17 protein-coding genes are annotated in these 17,998 nt (G+C 66.3%); 8 read left to right on the forward strand and 9 right to left on the reverse strand.

The annotated features are described in order from the left end of the window. The first annotated feature begins 62 nt into the window (after window positions 1-62). The 3 genes from trxB to ACFXNW_RS01575 all read left to right on the forward strand — a co-directional run bounded on the left by trxB (window position 63) and on the right by ACFXNW_RS01575 (window position 2,805). Window positions 63-1,049 carry a thioredoxin-disulfide reductase gene (gene trxB, locus ACFXNW_RS01565; protein ID WP_379415089.1) on the forward strand — a complete coding sequence of 329 codons (987 nt, stop codon included), beginning with the start codon at window positions 63-65 and terminating at the stop codon, window positions 1,047-1,049. Window positions 1,050-1,092: 43 nt separating this feature from the next. Beyond that, window positions 1,093-1,419: a thioredoxin gene (gene trxA / locus ACFXNW_RS01570; protein ID WP_379415091.1), complete on the forward strand. Its 327-nt coding sequence runs from the start codon at window positions 1,093-1,095 to the stop codon at window positions 1,417-1,419. A gap of 195 nt (window positions 1,420-1,614) precedes the next feature. Then, a complete protein-coding gene (locus tag ACFXNW_RS01575; RefSeq protein WP_379415092.1) occupies window positions 1,615-2,805 on the forward strand; it encodes an N-acetylmuramoyl-L-alanine amidase in 1,191 nt (396 codons plus the stop codon). A 78-nt stretch (window positions 2,806-2,883) separates the two neighbouring features. Here the strand turns inward: ACFXNW_RS01575 and ACFXNW_RS01580 are convergent, their stop codons facing one another. From ACFXNW_RS01580 to rpmH, 9 genes are all read right to left on the reverse strand, one after another. Continuing rightward, window positions 2,884-3,621 (reverse strand): GNAT family N-acetyltransferase, encoded by a 738-nt coding sequence (locus tag ACFXNW_RS01580; protein ID WP_379415094.1) that lies wholly within the window; start codon window positions 3,619-3,621, stop codon window positions 2,884-2,886. A 207-nt stretch (window positions 3,622-3,828) separates the two neighbouring features. Beyond that, complete coding sequence (locus ACFXNW_RS01585; RefSeq protein WP_379415095.1) at window positions 3,829-4,842, reverse strand: ParB/RepB/Spo0J family partition protein; 1,014 nt, start codon at window positions 4,840-4,842, stop codon at window positions 3,829-3,831. A 52-nt stretch (window positions 4,843-4,894) separates the two neighbouring features. Beyond that, window positions 4,895-5,851, reverse strand: a complete 957-nt coding sequence (locus ACFXNW_RS01590) for an AAA family ATPase (protein ID WP_256668416.1) — start codon at window positions 5,849-5,851, stop codon at window positions 4,895-4,897. A 364-nt stretch (window positions 5,852-6,215) separates the two neighbouring features. Then, on the reverse strand, window positions 6,216-6,968 hold the full coding sequence (gene rsmG, locus ACFXNW_RS01595; RefSeq protein ID WP_379415097.1) for a 16S rRNA (guanine(527)-N(7))-methyltransferase RsmG: 753 nt from the start codon (window positions 6,966-6,968) through the stop codon (window positions 6,216-6,218). A gap of 130 nt (window positions 6,969-7,098) precedes the next feature. Continuing rightward, window positions 7,099-7,650 carry a protein jag gene (locus ACFXNW_RS01600; protein WP_379415098.1) on the reverse strand — a complete coding sequence of 184 codons (552 nt, stop codon included), beginning with the start codon at window positions 7,648-7,650 and terminating at the stop codon, window positions 7,099-7,101. 99 nt (window positions 7,651-7,749) lie between these two features. Beyond that, window positions 7,750-8,832: a membrane protein insertase YidC gene (yidC, locus tag ACFXNW_RS01605; RefSeq protein ID WP_379415099.1), complete on the reverse strand. Its 1,083-nt coding sequence runs from the start codon at window positions 8,830-8,832 to the stop codon at window positions 7,750-7,752. A 4-nt stretch (window positions 8,833-8,836) separates the two neighbouring features. Beyond that, window positions 8,837-9,223, reverse strand: a complete 387-nt coding sequence (gene yidD, locus ACFXNW_RS01610; protein ID WP_379415101.1) for a membrane protein insertion efficiency factor YidD — start codon at window positions 9,221-9,223, stop codon at window positions 8,837-8,839. Further along, window positions 9,220-9,636 carry a ribonuclease P protein component gene (gene rnpA / locus ACFXNW_RS01615; RefSeq protein WP_379415102.1) on the reverse strand — a complete coding sequence of 139 codons (417 nt, stop codon included), beginning with the start codon at window positions 9,634-9,636 and terminating at the stop codon, window positions 9,220-9,222. The genes yidD and rnpA overlap by 4 nt, the downstream gene beginning before the upstream one ends. Before the next feature lie 88 nt (window positions 9,637-9,724). Continuing rightward, entirely contained in the window at window positions 9,725-9,868 is a 144-nt protein-coding gene (rpmH, locus tag ACFXNW_RS01620; protein WP_280468670.1) for a 50S ribosomal protein L34, read from the reverse strand. Between the two features lie 531 nt (window positions 9,869-10,399). Between rpmH and dnaA the strand changes: the two genes are divergently transcribed. From dnaA to ACFXNW_RS01645, 5 genes are all read left to right on the forward strand, one after another. Then, window positions 10,400-12,547, forward strand: a complete 2,148-nt coding sequence (dnaA, locus tag ACFXNW_RS01625; protein ID WP_379415104.1) for a chromosomal replication initiator protein DnaA — start codon at window positions 10,400-10,402, stop codon at window positions 12,545-12,547. Between the two features lie 822 nt (window positions 12,548-13,369). Continuing rightward, window positions 13,370-14,545, forward strand: coding sequence for a DNA polymerase III subunit beta (dnaN, locus tag ACFXNW_RS01630; RefSeq protein ID WP_379415105.1), 1,176 nt, complete (start codon window positions 13,370-13,372; stop codon window positions 14,543-14,545). 162 nt (window positions 14,546-14,707) lie between these two features. Then, a complete protein-coding gene (gene recF, locus ACFXNW_RS01635) occupies window positions 14,708-15,895 on the forward strand; it encodes a DNA replication/repair protein RecF (RefSeq protein ID WP_379415107.1) in 1,188 nt (395 codons plus the stop codon). A gap of 353 nt (window positions 15,896-16,248) precedes the next feature. Next, window positions 16,249-16,824 (forward strand): DUF721 family protein, encoded by a 576-nt coding sequence (locus tag ACFXNW_RS01640; protein WP_379415108.1) that lies wholly within the window; start codon window positions 16,249-16,251, stop codon window positions 16,822-16,824. A 151-nt stretch (window positions 16,825-16,975) separates the two neighbouring features. Then, window positions 16,976-17,887, forward strand: coding sequence for an alpha/beta fold hydrolase (locus ACFXNW_RS01645; protein ID WP_379415109.1), 912 nt, complete (start codon window positions 16,976-16,978; stop codon window positions 17,885-17,887). Window positions 17,888-17,998: the final 111 nt, after the last annotated feature.

Here is a 17,998-nt window from a genome sequence, read left to right on the forward strand (position 1 = left end):
AACAAGTGCGTTTACGCTGTTGTTGACCGACACGTCCCGTTGATGTCTTTCGGAAGGGCCCCATGAGCACGCCAGTTCGCGACCTGATCATCGTCGGCTCCGGCCCCGCCGGCTATACCGCCGCGGTATACGCGGCCCGCGCGGAGCTGCAGCCGCTGCTGTTCGAGGGAACGCAGTTCGGTGGCGCCCTGATGACCACCACCGAGGTGGAGAACTTCCCCGGCTTCCGCGACGGCATCATGGGCCCGGACCTGATGGAGCAGATGCGCGACCAAGCGAAGCGCTTCGGTGCCGACATCCGCACCGAGGACGTCGACGCCATCGACCTGAGCGGACCGATCAAGAAGGTCACCGTCGGTGACGAGACCTTCCAGGCCTACGCCGTGATCCTCGCCATGGGCTCGGCCGCCCGCTACCTCGACGTTCCCGGTGAGCAGGATCTGCTCGGCCGCGGCGTCAGCGCGTGCGCCACTTGCGATGGCTTCTTCTTCAAGGGCCAGGACATTGTCGTGGTCGGCGGCGGCGACTCCGCCATGGAAGAGGCGACCTTCCTCACCAAGTTCGCCTCCAGCGTCACCATCGTGCACCGGCGCGACGAATTCCGTGCCTCACGCATCATGCTGGAGCGGGCCAAGGCCAACGAGAAGATCCGCTTCGTCACCAACGCCGACGTCGTGCGGGTCAACGGCGACACCAGCGTGACAAGCCTCACCCTGCGCGACACCCGCACCGGCGAAACCTCCGAACTCGCCGCCACCGGCATGTTCGTCGCGATCGGCCACGACCCGCGCAGCGAACTGGTGCGCGGCCAGGTCGAACTCGATGACGAGGGCTATGTGCAGGTGTCGGATCCGTCCACCGCCACCGCGGTGCCCGGCGTCTTCGCCGCGGGCGACCTCGTCGATCACACCTACCGTCAGGCGATCACCGCCGCGGGCACCGGCTGCCGCGCCGCTATCGACGCCGAACGCTGGCTCGCCGAACAGGGCGATATCACCGCCAACACTCTCGACCACGCCGGACGTCCGGTCGCGGTCCCCGCCAACTGATCTCGCTGACCAGGCGATTCACAGCTTCACGAGGAGAACACCCATGTCCGAAACCACCATCACCGTCACCGACGCCACCTTCGCCGATGACGTCCTGCTCAGCGAGAAGCCGGTTCTGGTCGACTTCTGGGCGGACTGGTGCGGCCCGTGCAAGATGGTCGCGCCGGTGCTGGAGGAAATCGCGGGCACCCATGCCGATAAGCTGACCGTCGCCAAGCTGGATGTGGACGCCAACCCGGTCACCGCCAAGGATTATCAGATCCTGTCGCTGCCCACTATGATGCTGTTCGCCGGTGGCAAGCCGGTCAAGCAGATCGTCGGAGCCAAGGGCAAAGCCGCTCTGCTGCGCGAACTCGATGGCGTCATCTGACTCCCTCGACGATCACCGCGGCGAACTCCGCCGTAAGGCATCGCACATCAGCGACGCGCCGTAGTATGCCCAGACCCGGAATTGCCGAAATTCGGTCCGGGTCTGAGACAATCGACCGACGCTCCGGTGGTGCGAGGGTGTAACCCATCGCATTGGTGGGTACCCGGGCTGACGGAAGGGAAAGGGCTCTCACGCATGCACCGACTTCGTCACGGCGATACCGGTCCAGCCGTCGCAGAGGTTCGGAGCACCCTGGCAAGTCTGGGTTTCCTGCACGCGCACAACCTCGATGGCGAGGACCCGCGTGAGTACTGGAAAGACACCGACGCCACCTTCGATCACCAGCTCGACTCCGCGGTGCGCGCATTCCAGCAGCACCGCGGGCTGCTCGTGGACGGAATCGTCGGTCCCGCGACGTATCGGGCCCTCAAAGAGGCCTCCTACCGGCTCGGCGCGCGCACGCTGATCTATCAGCTGTCCGCGCCGCTCTACGGTGACGACGTGGCGACACTGCAACGGCGGCTCCAAGACCTCGGCTTCTACGTGCACCGTGTCGACGGCTACTTCGGTCCGCATACCCACGACGGCCTCACCGCGTTCCAGCGCGAGATCGGGCTGTCCGCCGACGGTATCTGCGGCCCGGACACGCTGCGCTCGCTCGAACTGCTCGGTGCCAGGGTGACCGGCGGAAACCCGCATCGCATCGCCGAAGAAGAGGTGGTGCACCGGGCCGGCCCGCAGCTGACCGGCAAGCGGATCGTCATCGACCCGGGCCTCGGCGGACCGGACAAGGGCCACGCCGTGCCGACGGAGTTCGGTGACGTCTACGAATCGGAAATCCTGTGGGATCTCGCCAGCAGGCTCGAGGGCCGGATGGCGGCGACCGGAATGGAGACCTTCCTGTCGCGGCCATGGGGAGCCAACCCCACCGACGCCGAGCGTGCCGAGACCTCCAACGCCTTCGACGCCGATCTGATGATCTCGCTGCGCAGCGCCAACAACCCCAGCTCCTCGGCCAACGGGGTCGCGGGCTTCTACTTCGGTAATTCGCACGGTTCGGTCTCGATGATCGGTCAGGTGCTGGCCGGTTTCATCCAGCGTGAGGTGGTCGCACGAACCTCGTTGCAGGACTGCCGGACCCATCAGCGCACCTGGGATCTGCTGCGGCTCACCAAGATGCCGACGGTTCAGGTCGATATCGGTTACCTGACAAACGAATACGATGCGTCCGTACTCACGAACCCCCGGATGCGCGATGTCATCGCCGAAGCGATCCTGGTGTCGGTGAAGCGGCTGTACCTGCTCGGTCAGGACGATCAGCCGACCGGTACCTACACTTTCGCCGAGCTGCTGGCCGAGGAGCTGGCCGCTGCCGATCGCGGGTAACCGAGAGCCCACACACGAATCTGCCCCGCCGCACATACAGTCGGCGGGGCAGTGTCGTTCGTGGGGCAGTGGCTGTCGTCAGAGACTGAGCACCCGCGTCGGCACCGTCATCGAGGCCGCCGCGAGCAGTTGATCCAGCGCTCGCTCCACGTCTTCCTTCCACCCGTGATCGGAATCGAGTTCCAGCCGCAGCCGGGGGAATCGGTGATGCGGTGCGACGACCTCGAACCCGGCCTCCTCGAGGAAGTCGGCGTCGATCATGCAGGTTTCCGGCGAACAGCGCGCAGTGGCCCGCCCGGTGCTGCGCAAGCGGTCACGAACCGGGGTCGCGATGCGTTCCATCAAGGTCATGGAACCCATGGACCGATCCGAGAGCGCGGTGCTCGGCGGATCGGCTCGGAGACCGAAGACTTCGAGCGCCCGGACGCCGCGGCGCATCAGATCGGTCACTGCGGCCTGAATCAACCGGTAGGCGACGTCGGTGTCCTGATTCGGCTGCTCGGCCCGCAGCGTGGTCAGCAGGATGGCGTCCGGGCTGACGGGGGACGTGGGGAACAGTGTCGCCCGGGGGACGGCACTCGGCGGGGCGTAGAGCGCGCAACCGGCGGAGATCCCGTCGACGGTCGCGACCTGCCCGCAGGAACCCCATTCCAGCATGACCGTGGAGAGCCAGGCCTCCTTCTCGAAGACCGGATCGCTGAACTCTTGTGAGTCGGCCGCGACGGCCGGATCGATCTCCCAGAACACACAGCGCCGTGCATGTGCGGGCAGTTTGTCCAGCCCGTCCAGGGTCAATGCTGTGACGCTGGTCGACACCGCTCTGCTCAGCCTCCAGCTGTCTGATTCTTCCACGCTCACGCCGCATCACTGTCTTCTCGCCAGCAAGAATATGCGATCAAAGCGAACCCGCCTCATTCCACGTCACTGTGTTGTTCGGTCAGGGGCTCTGTGCGGTTTTCGACTGCCGTCACAGTGACGTTTCGGCGCCGGGGTTGTCTTCATGGGTGCACAGGCTCTATTTCGTTAGGTTCCGATGTTGTCCTGCTGCATCAGACCGACAATGCGCTCGAGATCGTCGACCGAGCCGAACTCGACGACGATTTTTCCTTTGCGCTTGCCCAGACTCACTGTTACACGAGTATCGAACGATTCCGAGAGTCGTTCGGCCACATCCTGTAATCCCGGCGCATGCAGCGGCTTGCGGCGGGGGGTGGGGGGAGCGGCGTTCTCGGGTTCCCGGTTCGCGAGCGTGACGGCTTCCTCGGTGGCTCGCACCGACATGCCCTCGGCAACGATGCGGGCCGCGAGCACCTCTTGGGCATCGGCACCGGCTTCCAGTCCGAGGACCGCCCGTGCATGTCCGGCGGACAACACCCCGGCGGCAACCCGCCGCTGCACCGGCACCGGCAGCTTCAGCAGCCGGATCATGTTCGTCACCGCTGAACGCGAGCGGCCGATCCGGTCCGCCAGTTCCTCATGGGTGACGTCGAACTCCTCGAGCAGCTGCTGGTAAGCGGCTGCCTCTTCGAGGGGGTTGAGCTGCACGCGGTGGATGTTCTCCAGGAGCGCGTCACGCAGCATCGAGCCGTCGTCGGTTTCCCGGACAATGGCCGGAATCGTGGTCAGGCCGGCTTCTTGGCAGGCCCGCCAGCGCCGCTCGCCCATGACGAGCTGGTAGCGGTCCGGGGTGGAGTCCAGGCGCCGCACCACGATCGGCTGCATGAGCCCGAACTCACGGATCGAATGCACCAGCTCGGCGAGCGCGTCCTCCTGGAAGACCTGACGCGGCTGCTTCGGGTTCGGCTCGATGGCGTCCGGCGGAATCTCGCGGTAGACCGCGTCGCTCGCTGAATCGAGTTCAACCGCGTCGGTGGAGTCGGGCACCCGATGCAAGAACGCGGTGGCCGGCTGCAACGGTCCGGGGTCGACCCCGATGACCACGCTCGCCGCGGCGTCACCGAGGCCGGTCGATGCCGGTCCGGTCGGGATCAGCGCTGCGAGACCGCGTCCCAGCCCACCCTTCTTAGCCTGACTCATCGGGCCTACCCCTTTCTCGTTCCACCACCGCCACAGGTCGGCACGACCTGCGTCACTCCGCACCTTCGGTGACAGCCGCGCGTTTCGCCGCCGCGCGGGCCGACATTTCCCGGCCGGCATCAAGGTAGCTCATCGCCCCTCGGGAGCCCGGGTCGTAGTCCAGCACCGTCATGCCGTAGCCGGGTGCCTCGGAGACCTTCACGCTGCGTGGAATGACCGATCGCAGCACGACGTCACCGAAGTGGCCACGCACCTCCTCGGCGACCTGATCGGCCAGTTTGGTCCGGCCGTCGTACATCGTGAGAATCACGGTGGAAACATGCAGTTCGGGGTTGAGGTGCGACTGAACGAGACCGATATTGCGGATCAGCTGCCCGACGCCCTCGAGCGCGTAGTACTCACACTGGATCGGGATCAGCACTTCCTTGGCCGCGACCATCGCGTTGACCGTCAGCAGACCCAGCGACGGCGGGCAGTCGATCATCACGTAATCGATGTCGTAGCCGGCGATATTGGCCTCCTGGATGGCGGCCTTCAGCCTGCCTTCCCGGGCAACCATGGACACCAATTCGATCTCGGCACCGGCGAGGTCGATCGTGGCCGGAATGCAGAGCAGCCGTTCACTATGCGGGCTCTGCTGGATCGCGTCTTTGACCGAGATCTCGCCGATGAGCAGTTCATAACTCGACGGCACACCCGAGTGGTGTTCGACGCCCAGTGCAGTGCTGGCATTGCCCTGCGGGTCGAGATCGATCACGAGCACCTTCATCCCCTGATGAGCCAGGGCCGCCGCCAGATTCACCGCGGTGGTCGTTTTACCGACACCGCCCTTCTGGTTAGCGATCGTGATGATCCGTTGCTCATGCGGTTTCGGCACTGTCACCTTTCCTGGATGCAGTATCTGACTCGCGCGGTGCGCCTCCGCCGCTATCGGGGTCTCACTGGGGGAGATGTTCCCGAACGGTGTGCTTCCGAATGCTTCCGGACCGGCGTTGCTGGAATCCAGCATTCCCGGAACTCGCGATGTTTCCCGTGAAACATTCGCTGAACCGCTCGACATAGACAGCTCCTAACGCGAGAACTCCAGATCACGTGCCCGACCGCGTCGGCGCCGTGTCTTCAAACAAGCCGTGTCGGATCGAACTTGATGCTCAACCGGGACCGCGGCGCCCGATCGACCGAGCGGAGCTCCTGCCGCTGTGACATCCAGATCCCTCCGTGGCACCAACGCTCACGCCCGACGCCCATTAGCTTGCCAGCCCCGGGCGCGATTAGAAAGCTGAATCGCGGTGACGCGCGCACGACACGCGCATCCGTGACCATTCGCATGCGCCGGTCCATGTTTCCCGTGAAACATCGGCCACGAAAAGCGGTTAGTTCGCCTTCTTGGCAGCCCGCGCCGCTCGACGCGCAGACTTCTCCGCACGTGGCTTCGGCGACCGCTCGGAGCGCGGGAGTCGCTCCGCACTGATGACGAGCGTCGGTGTCTCGACGATCCCGACACCGCACTCCACCACCGCTGCCGAACCCGCACCGGCCCGAGCGAGCGCATCCGCGTCGCGCACCAACTCCTCGGCCGCGCTGACACCCTTGAGTGCGAGCATCCGACCGTGGTCGCGAACCAGGGGGAGTGACCACTGAGCAAGCTTGGCCAGCGGGGCCACGGCACGCGACGTAACTACGTCCGCGCCACCGGCTTCATGGATCACGCCCGACTGCTCGGCGCGGCCACGAACGACGATCACCTCGAGGCCGGCCTCTTCGATGAACTCACTCAGAAAGATCGTGCGCCGCAACAGTGGTTCCACCAACGTGATACGGAGATCCGGCCGGGCAATGGCCAGGGGGATACCGGGCAGGCCCGCGCCGCTGCCGATGTCGACGACCGACGCGCCTTCGGGAATCAGCTCGCCGATCACGGCGCAATTCATAATGTGACGATCCCAGAGCCGAGGGACCTCACGCGGCCCGATCAGCCCGCGCTCCACTCCGGCCGTTGCCAGTGCGGCACAGTAGCGGCGGGCGAGATCGAGACGGTCACCGAAAACCGTGGCGGCTACCGCCGGCGGCTCCAGCTCGGCCGGCAACTCGGTCGCTCCGCCGAGATCTCGTTCCACGTGAAACATCCTTCCGAGTACTCGTTTATCGGCATGGGCACCGGCACCCGGATATGGAGAAGGGCCCCGGTCCGAAGACCCGAGGCCCTATCCAACCATTGCGCACCCTGTCAGCGCACGGGGCGTGCCGGACTACCCGTCAAGCCGGAACGACAACCACGTGCCGGTTCGGCTCCACGCCCTCGCTCTCACTCGCGACGCCGTCGACGGCGGCGACGGCGTCGTGGACGATCTTGCGCTCGAACGGCGTCATCGGCGCCAGCGATTCGGGCGCTCCCGATTCCTGCACTCGCTTCGCGGCCTCGGTCCCGAGCGCGCTCAGCTCTTCGCGACGCTTGGCCCGCCAGCCCGCAACGTCCAGCATGAGCCGACTGCGCACACCGGTCGCCTGCTGCACCGCGAGGCGGGTCAGCTCCTGCAGCGCATCGAGCACCTCACCGTTGCGGCCAACGAGCTTCGACAGGTCGCGGCCGCCGTCGATGCTGACGATCGCGCGGTCGCCCTCGACGTCCAGATCGATATCGCCGTCGAAGTCGAGCACGTCGAGCAACTGCTCCAGGTAGTCGCCCGCGATCTCGCCTTCTTCGATCAGCGCTTCTTCGGCGTCGCCCGCGGCGTCGCCCGCTTCGGTGTCGGCATCAACCATCGTCGTTGCCACAGTGGCGTCGCCTCCGTCGGTCTCAACTGTCATGTGATTTCCTTCATCTGCTCGTCGCGGCTGCCGGCTGCCCGGATGTGTCGCGATCAAGGGGTTGCTCGGCGATCGTGGTCTCCCACCGATCGAATGGAATCAGCGGCGTCGCTTCTGATTGGCCCGGCCGCGATTGCCCGACTTCTTCTGACCGCCCGGCCGCTTCTGTCCCGACTGCTTGCCCGATGCCTTCGCCACGGGGGCCGCGCCGTTCGTCGTGGCGGCGTCGTCCTCGCTCTCGCCCTCGGCAGCGGCGCTCGCCTGCTTCTTGCGAGTGTCGACCGGCTTGGCGCCCGGCTTCGGGGCGTTCTGCGCCCGCTGCTCGAGCTTGGCCTGCTTCTTGGCTTCTTCTTCCTTGGCCATCCGGCCGAAGACGAGGTGCTGCTGCCCATAGGTCCAGATGTTGTTGGAGACCCAGTACAGCAGGATGGCGATCGGCAGGAACGGACCACCGACGAGCACACCGAGCGGGAACACCCACAGCGCCAATTTGTTCATCAGTGCGGCCTGCGGGTTGGCGGCAGCTTCCGGCGTTTGGCGCTGGACCGAGGCGCGCGCGTTGAAGTGCGTGGCGACCGAGGCAATGACCATCAGCGGGATGGCGACGGCGGCGATGGAAACCCGACTCGGGATGCCGCCCCAGTCTTCGAAGGCCAGCAGCTCATTGGCCGGGGTGGTGATGAACGCGGAGATCGGCGCGCCGAAGATGCGGGCGCTCAGGAACGACTGGACGTCGGCCGCGCTGAAGACGTAGTTCGGAGTGTTGGCGTTGGTGACGGGATCCATGCCGAGCTGACCCAGACCGTGTCCGGTCCGGTTGAACGAACGCAGCACGTGGAACAGACCGAGGAACACCGGCACCTGAGCCAGGATCGGCAGGCAGCCCATGAGCGGGTTGAAGCCGTTGTCCTTCTGGAGCTTCTGCATCTCCAGCGCCATCTTCTGGCGGTCGTTCTTGTACTTCTTCTGCAGCTCCTTGATCTGAGGCTGCAGCTCCTGCATCTGCTTGGTGGTGCGCACCTGCTTCACGAACGGCTTATAGAGCACAAGCCGCAGCGTGAACACCAGGAACACCACGGCCAGTGCCCAGGTGAGTCCGTTGTCCGCGCCGAACGCGAACCCGAAGACCCGGTGCCAGAACCAAAGGATCCAGGACACCGGGTAATAAATGAAGTCGAGCACGGCTCTATGCACTCCCGTCGTTCGTATCGCCGACCACCGCGGGCGGTGATCCTGTACAAGCCTTGGCCTCCGGCTCCGAGTCGGCCGGCGGGGTCGTATCCCGTGACGATTCGGCGGTTGCCTCGTTCCCGTGCTCGTCGCGGTGTCTGCGCTCCGGAACGGGGTCCCACCCACCAGGGTGCCAGGGTGCACATTTGGCCAGACGCACGACCGTCAGTCCGAGGCCGATGAACAGCCCTCGGGTGCGCAACGCGGTGACCGCGTACTCGCTACAGGTCGGGGTGAAACGGCACACCGGCATGCGGGTGGGGGACACGTATGTCCGGTAGAGCTCGATCAGGAAGATCAGAATATTGGCCGGCAATCGGACCAGAACCGCGGGCGATCTCATACCGGTTCACCCGAACGCACGGCGGGCTGGGCGACGGCGCCGAGACCGAGCTTGCGGACCGCACCGCGCAGTTGGCGCAGCAGCTCCGCCGAATCGGCGGTGGCGGCGCCGGGTAACGCACGAATGACGATATCGGCCTCGACGGGAATCTCGTCGCCGACCTCGGCGCAGATATGACGAAGGCGGCGGGCCACCCGGTGACGAATCACCGCGTTGCCCACCGCCTTGCTGACGATCAATCCGAAGCGCGGACCGCCGACGCGAACCAGCGCGTCCTCGGTCGCTTCGGCAGCCGGATCCACGGTGTGCACGAATGCGTGCACAACCAGATCGCGTCTCCCGGTTCGCCGGCCGCGCCGCACCGTCCTGGAGAAGTCGGCACGACGATGCAGCCGATACGACTCAGGCAGCACCCGAGAGTCCGGGGGCTGGTGAGCGATCAGGGAAGAGGAGCGCAGCGTTCGGCGAACCGGGCATCCGACACCGAATCCGGGAGGAGGATCAGGCCGTCAAGCTGCCGCGGCCCTTACGGCGACGCGCGGAAACGATGGCGCGGCCCGCACGGGTCCGCATCCGGAGACGGAAGCCGTGAACCCGCGCCCGACGACGGTTGTTCGGCTGGAACGTCCGCTTGCCCTTGGCCACGGTCAACACTCCTCGAGTTGGTGGGCACAGGTCGTGCCCGAAGCTTTTCGGTGATTCGCCCATCCTCGGCGCGTGGCGATCCTGGCGAACAGTCAGCACAGGGCAGCCACCGCACCGAGGGGTGACTGTACGAGGGTACTCAGCGGCTACGAACGGGTCAAACTCGCCCATATCAGGGGTATGTGGCCGTGACCTCGTCCACACCCCTGACCGGTGCGCGCGCCGGGCCGATAGTGGCATAGCCGGAGGATTGCCGGCTCCGGTGCTGGTCGAAGCATTACACCCGGTCAGCGCCGCCATGATCCCCAATCCACAGGAGTTCTCCACATCTGTGGATAATTGTGTGGAAAGACCCCGTGAGTGGCATATTCGTTAAGCCGACGGTGCCGCGCCGCCACCGGGAACACCGCGATTCCGGGATGCGACCGAACCGGTCAGGGACCCACGCGGGATCGGATCGAACCACCACGGTAGACGTCTTGCGTACCCCGGCCGTCTGCTCCCATCGACAACCTCCGGGGAGGACACTGCATGGACGACGAGCAGAACGTGTTGGCTACTGTTTGGCCGGAGGTTGTCGCCGAACTCACCACCGGCTCTCCCGATGGTGCCATCCCGTCGGTCTCCCGCGCACAACAGGCGTGGTTGAAGCTCGTCAAGCCATTGACCGTCGCGCAGGGGTTCGCGCTGCTCTCGGTGCCTTCGTCACTGGCACAGGAGGCGATCGAGCGCGATCTACGGGAGCCGATCCTGCGTTCGCTGGCGCGGCGCCTCGGTCCGCAGGTCGAAGGTCTCGGGGTGCGCATCGCCGCGCCGAGCACGCCAGGCACCGAACGTCCGAGCGCCCCGCCTCGGCACGCCAGGATGACCAGCAGGCCGGAACGGCCACGCGAGCAGGCCCGCAGGCCCGAGTATCCGAATGCGGAGTTCGCCGGCCGTGGCGAGTTCAGTCCACCGCGCTATGCCACGGGCAACGATTACGCCCCCGACTATCCCAGCGCCGACTATGCCGCAGGCCGTACCTATCCGCCCGGCCAGGATTATCCACAGGATCAGGAGTTCGATCGGCCCGATAGCTACGGGCGCGCCGACGGGTTCGCCGAGTCCGGTGGGTACGGCGGCTCGGGGGAGAGCTACGAACAGCGCGAGAGCTACGGCAGGCCGGAGTACGGCTCGGACTTCACCGAGGCGAACGAGCACCGACCAGATCAGGACTATCGGCCGGCGGACGACTACCGCAGGCCCGAGTACGCCCCGCGCGGCGAATACCCGGCGCCGAACGCCGAGCGGGAAGACGCGGGTGCGGTCGAGAGCTCGCCCGCACCCCGCCGCGAGTCCGCCCCCGCGCCGCGCCGCGAGTCGGTGCCGCCGGGGCAGGAGTCGCTGTTCACACCTGAGCCCGCGTCGCGCACACCGATCGCCGACCCGCGCGAGCCAGGCCCGGCCGAGGGCCAGTCGCCCGCCGCAGCGCACGAGCCGATTCGCGAAGCAGCACACGAGACCGTCCGGGAACCAGTGCACGAGCCGGTCCGCGAGCCGGTCGGTGATGCCAAGCGCCCCGACCATGACGACGAACCCGTGGTCAACGTCCGCGATTCCTGGCCGACCTACTTCGCCAAGTCACAGGAACCGCAGGCGCCGCAGACCTCGTCGGCGAGTCTGAACGCCAAGTACACCTTCGAGACGTTCGTCATCGGCGCGTCCAACCGTTTCGCGCACGCGGCGGCGGTCGCGATCGCCGAGGCACCGGCGCGGGCCTACAACCCGCTGTTCGTCTGGGGCGCCTCCGGTCTGGGCAAGACTCATCTGCTGCATGCGGCCGGGCATTACGCCCAGCGGCTGTTCCCGGGGATGCGGGTCAAGTACGTCTCCACCGAGGAATTCACCAACGACTTCATCAACAGTCTGCGTGACGATCGCAAAGTGGCGTTCAAGCGCCGCTACCGGGAGACCGACATCCTGCTGGTGGACGACATCCAGTTCATCGAGGGCAAGGAAGGCATCCAGGAAGAGTTCTTCCACACCTTCAACACCCTGCACAACGCCAACAAGCAGATCGTGGTGTCCTCGGACCGGCCGCCCAAGCAGCTGGCCACGCTGGAGGAGCGGCTGCGGACCCGGTTCGAATGGGGCCTGATCACCGATGTGCAGCCGCCCGAGCTGGAGACCCGGATCGCGATCCTGCGCAAAAAGGCCAGGATGGACCGCCTCGATGTCCCGCATGACGTGCTCGAACTCATCGCCAGCCGGGTCGAGCGCAATATCCGCGAGCTCGAAGGCGCGCTGATCCGGGTCACGGCATTCGCCTCGCTGAACGGTCAGCCGCTGGATCTGCCGCTGGCCGAGGTGGTGTTGCGCGATCTGATGCCCGATACCGCGGCACTCGAGATCACCGCGGCCACGATCATGGCCGTCACCGCCGAGTACTTCAATACGACGCTCGAGGAGCTGACCGGCCCGGGTAAGGCCCGTCCGCTGGCTCAGGCACGTCAGATCGCCATGTATCTGTGCCGGGAGCTCACCGATCTGTCGCTGCCGAAGATCGGCCAGGCGTTCGGTCGCGACCACACCACGGTCATGTACGCGGAGAAGAAGGTCCGCAAGGAGATGACCGAACGGCGCCGGGTCTACGACCAGGTTCAAGAACTCACAGCCCGAATCAAACAGCGTTCGCGCTGATCTGCATCCACAGCCTGTGAAAGCTCCTGACCTGGGATGACCCCTGTCCAGGGGTTGTGGATTCCTCGAGGAATTCCTGTGGAGTCCTCGAGGAATCCCATGGTTGTCCACCGTTTTGTGCACAGCCCGCAGCGGCAGGTGCCGCGCGTCCACTCACAGGCCATTTGTCCACAGAGTCCACAGGGTGCGGCCTCCACAGCCGCTGACCGGGCGATATGCGTAGTTGTCCCTGTGGATTCCTCGAGGAATCCATGTGGAGTCCTCGAGGAATCCACCGGTTGTCCACGAGCTGGTGCACATGTGTGAACAACCCGGTGAATCCGGTGGAACAACTCGAGGATGAGCGGTGGATAGATGTGGGACAAACTTCCGGCGTCCACAGACCTCCGCTGTTCATCCTCGAGGCACTCAACACTCATCCCCACCGCACCACGCCCTGTGACCTGCGCAGACGCCCTCATTCCACAGAATCCACAGGGCCTATTACTACTTCAGTTCTTCTTCTAATAGATCTCTCTTCAAAACAGGGTGTGTGGAAAGTCGGTCGGACAGGCTCGGCTTCACGATCGGGTCCAGGCACACAGGCAAGGAGAACGAGCACAGGGCAGAGCCGGACAGCAGAGCCTGCGAGCCGGACCGGAGGGTCGGGCCCGGTGCTCGGCTCGAACGCGGTACCGTTTGGTTGTCGGTCGTCTGTGCCACACTTTCGAAGGCGGCCGCGACAGCACGTCTTTCGAGAACCAGCGCTGACCAGCCGACAGGGCCCGACGACATCGTCGCGCCGCTGCTAGATCACGGAACCGGGAGAGGACAGATCGGGCGATGGAGCTTTCGAGCATGAAGTTTCGGGTCGCCCGTGAGGATTTCGCGGAATCGGTCGCCTGGGTCGCGCGCAGCCTTCCGTCCCGGCCTCCGGTCCCGGTGCTCGGTGGTGTGCTGCTGGTCGCCGACGAAGACGGGCTGACGGTCTCCGGCTTCGACTACGAGGTCTCCGCGCAGATGCGGGTCGCGGCCGAGGTCGCGGGCCCTGGCCAGGTACTCGTCTCCGGGCGGCTGCTGGCCGATATCACCAAGGCGCTGTCCAACAAGCCGGTCGATGTCTCCGTCGACGGCACCCGCGTGCTGATCAGCTGCGGCAGCGCCAAGTTCTCCCTGCCCACGATGCCGGTCGAGGACTATCCCCAGCTTCCCGAGGTCCCGCAGCAGAGCGGTGAACTCAATGCCGATGTCTTCGCCGAGGCGGTCGGCCAGGTGGCCGTCGCCGCGGGCCGCGACGACACGCTGCCGATGCTCACCGGCATCCGGGTCGAGATCGAAGGCCCCCAGGTGGTTCTTGCGGCCACCGACCGCTTCCGGCTCGCGGTGCGCCACATCGAATGGCAGCCCGCCCGCACCGATATCGAGACCGCCGTGCTGATCCCGGCGCGCACCCTGTCGGAGTCGGCGAAGACGCTGGGCGCCACCGATGCGCCGGTACAGCTGTCGCTTGGCACCGGAGCGGGAGCCGACGGGCTGCTCGGCATCGTCAACGCGGGCAGGCGCACCACCACCCGTCTGCTGGACGCGGAATTCCCCAAGTTCCGCCAGTTGCTCCCCAAGGAACACACCTCCCTCGCGACGTTGCAGGTCGCCACCCTCACCGATGCCATCAAGCGTGTGGCCCTCGTCGCCGAGCGCGGTGCCCAGGTGCGGCTGGAGTTCTCCGGTGATGGCCTGTTGCTGTCGGCAGGCGGTGACGACGCCGGCCGGGCCGAGGAGTGGCTGGAGGCCGACTTCCGCGGTGAGCCGCTGACCATCGCCTTCAACCCCGGATACCTCATCGACGGTCTGTCGGCCCTGCATTCGGATCGGGTCACCTTCGGGTTCACCACCCCGAGCCGTCCAGCGGTGCTGCTGCCCGCGTCCGAGGAGGAGCCACAGGCATTGGACTCGGGTGCGTTCGCGGCCCTGGACAGCGCCTACATCTACCTGCTGATGCCGGTCCGGCTCCCGGGCTGAGCGCGGGTGTGACCGTCGGGTGCGAACAGGATCCGAAACCGACCGAACGATACGGCATTTCGGGTCGACGGCATGGATCGGCGACGGAAAACCTTGCGGCACAAGCGACGTTGTCCACAGTTGTGGATACAACTGTGACATCCCATTCGGTGAGCTGAGCCCATGTTCATCCGAGCACTGACGGTGCGCGACTTCCGATCCTGGGAGCACGCGGATATCGAGTTATCCACAGGCGGAACGGTTTTCCTCGGTGCCAACGGCAACGGCAAAACCAATCTGCTGGAAGCCGCGGGCTATCTGTCCACACTCGGCTCACACCGGGTCTCCGGTGACGCACCGTTGCTGCGGATGGGCACCGAGCGCGCCAGAATCGGCGCCACGGTGGTGAATACCGGCCGTGAACTGCGCATCGATATCGAACTCAACCAGGGCTCGCCCAACCGCGCGCAGATCAACCGCTCGCCGGTGCGCAGGCCTCGGGAGATCCTCGGGATCCTGCACACGGTGTTGTTCGCGCCGGAGGATCTGGCACTGGTGCGTGGTGATCCGGGGGAGCGGCGCCGGTTCCTCGACGAGTTGTGCACAGCCAGGCTCCCACGTCTCGCCGCGGTCCGCGCCGATTACGACCGGGTGCTGCGGCAGCGATCGGCGCTGTTGAAGAGCGCGGGCAGGCAGGCCCGCTCGCGCGCCGACCTCGGCACCCTCGACGTGTGGGACGGGCATCTGGCCGCCCACGCGTCGGAGCTGCTTGCCGAGCGGCTGCGGCTGGTGCACGAGCTGTCCCCGCACCTCACCGACTCCTATGCCTCGATCGCACCGCAATCGCGACCGGCCGCCATCGCCTACCGCAGCGCGGCGCTCCCGCCGGAGTTCCTCGACCCCGCGCGTCCGCCCGCTCGCGGCGATATCGCGGAGCTGGAGACGATTCTGCTGCGCGAACTCGCCGCGGCGCGGCCGCGTGAGCTGGAGCGTGGAGTATGCCTGGTCGGCCCGCACCGTGATGATCTCGAGCTGATGCTCGGTGACGCACCGGCGAAGGGGTTCGCCAGCCACGGCGAGTCCTGGTCGTTCGCCCTGGCTCTGCGGCTCGGCTCGTTCGAACTGCTGCGCGAGGGCGGTACCGATCCGGTCCTGCTGCTCGATGACGTCTTCGCCGAGCTCGACCGCCATCGACGTACCGCGCTGGCTTCGGTCGCGGCCGGCGCCGAACAGGTGCTGATCACCGCGGCGGTGCCAGAGGACGTCCCGGCGGAGCTGTCGGCCAACACCCTGCGGGTCGAGACCACCGGTGACGCCGACCGCCGCACCTCCAGGATCATTCACGCCGTCGACTCCTCTGCCGCCGGCTGATCGATGCGCCGCACACCCCCCATCGTCCGGCCCGCCGCGGGCTCGCTGCCGTACAGTTCTCCCATGTGTCCGGACCTCCGTGCCTGGTCGCGCGCATCGATCCCAAGTTGTCAACAACCTGTGGATAACTTCGAATCGTCAGGTCGTGCTCCGTCCTCCCGCAACTCGACCGCGACCGCCGCCCGCACGCGTAAAGAGCGCGAAAAAGTGGGTTCTACCTGGGGGTATACCTTGGTCCATAACGAAACGGCGACGCGGCGCCGCAATGGAACAGCTTGTTGCACAGTGCGTGTCGGAGCCTGGGGACAACTCACCACGACTGGGGACAACTCGACGAGGCGAACGGAGCGACGATGACCGATCAGCCGGAACCTTCGACCACCCCGAGCGCCCCGAGCGACGGTCCGGAGCCGGAACTTCGCGGCATCGACCTGGCCCGACGGGCGTTGGAAGAAGCGCGCGCCGCGGCAAAGGCCAGCGGGAAGTCCGTCGGCCAGGGTCGCTCGTCGCCGCGGCGCGGTCTGCGCACCGGTGCCAGGCGCCGCACCGGATGGTCCGGGCCGAGGCCCGACGAGCGCGATCCACAGATGCTGTCGAAGCTGACCGGCTCGATCGCCAAAAGCCGAGGCTGGTCGACGAAGGTGGCCGAAGGTATGGTGCTCGGCCGCTGGTCCGGCGTGGTCGGTGAGGACATCGCCAGTCACGCCACGCCGGTCAAGCTGGAGAACGGCGTGCTCAGCATTGCCGCCGAATCGACAGCCTGGGCGACGCAACTGCGCATGCTGCAAGCGCAGATTCTGGCCAAGATCAATGCCGCCGTGGGGCAGGGCGTGGTGACCTCGGTGCGGATTTCCGGCCCGGCCGCACCGAGCTGGCGTAAGGGCGAGCGGCATATCAAGGGCCGAGGGCCACGCGATACCTACGGCTGAGCCGACATCTGGTCAGTATGTGGTACTCAGTGTTACGTTGATCCGGCTTGTCGGCCGCCGAAGTCCGCGACGCTGCTGCGTACAGCGGTTTCACGTGGAACAGCGCGCCGATCCGGGTCCGCCGGGCCGCCACTGTCGAAAGGTGAAGTCGATGATCGCCGCCACCGAGCCGTTTCCCGCCCAGTCGACCCGAACGGTCCGCCGGGGCGATATAGAACTCGCGGTGTTCGAATGCGGTAACCCCTCGGGGCCCGCGATCGTCCTGGTCCACGGCTGGCCGGATACCCATACCCTGTGGAACGGCGTCGCCACCAGGCTGGCCGAGCGGTATCGAGTGATCTCCTTCGACAACCGCGGCGCGGGCGCCAGTACTGTCCCGGCCGAGGTCGACGCCTACCGGATCGAGGAGTTGGCCGCAGATGTGCGAGCCGTCGCGGCCGCCGTCGCCCCCGGCGAGCGGGTGCATGTGCTCGGCCACGACTGGGGTTCGGTGATCGGCTGGGAGTTGGCCTCCATGCCCGATGCCGCCGCGTCGATCGCGTCGTTCACCTCGGTCTCCGGCCCGAACCTCGATTTCCTCGGCGCCTACCTGCGCGGCCCGTTCTCCTTCGCCCGCCTGCGTAATTCGTTCGCGCAGGGTATTGCCTCGGCCTACACCGTCGCCTTCCAGATCCCCGGCCTGCCGAATCCCGTGCTGCGGGGTTTGTCCGGTCGGTGGCCGCGCTTCCTCGCCTTCTTCGACGGCCTCGATCCCGCCCTTGTGCGTCCCGCGCCGACCCTGCGCGCCGACATGATCAACAACCTGAAGCTCTACCGCGCCAATATCCGGACGCGGCTCGGCAATCCGCGCCCGCGCCCGATCGACCTGCCGGTCCAGGTGATAGTCGCGACAGGCGACCGCGCGGTGCGCCCGGTGGTGCACGCCGAGGCGGATAATTGGGTGTCGGACCTGACCATGCGCGAGATCCCCGCCCGGCACTGGTCGCCGCTGTCGCATCCGGCGGATCTGGCCCGGCTCACCGCCGAGTTCGTCGATCGAGTGGGTGTAGCGACGCGCGGCTGACGCGCCCGCGGGGACGCGAACCGCAACACAACTCTCACGCCAACACTGATGGCTCGAAACCGGCGGGCGGCGGATCGGACCCGCCGTAATCCGATTTCTTGGATTCTCGTA

The sequence above is a fragment of the Nocardia sp. NPDC059180 genome, assembly GCF_042754945.1.
Lineage (GTDB): Bacteria > Actinomycetota > Actinomycetes > Mycobacteriales > Mycobacteriaceae > Nocardia.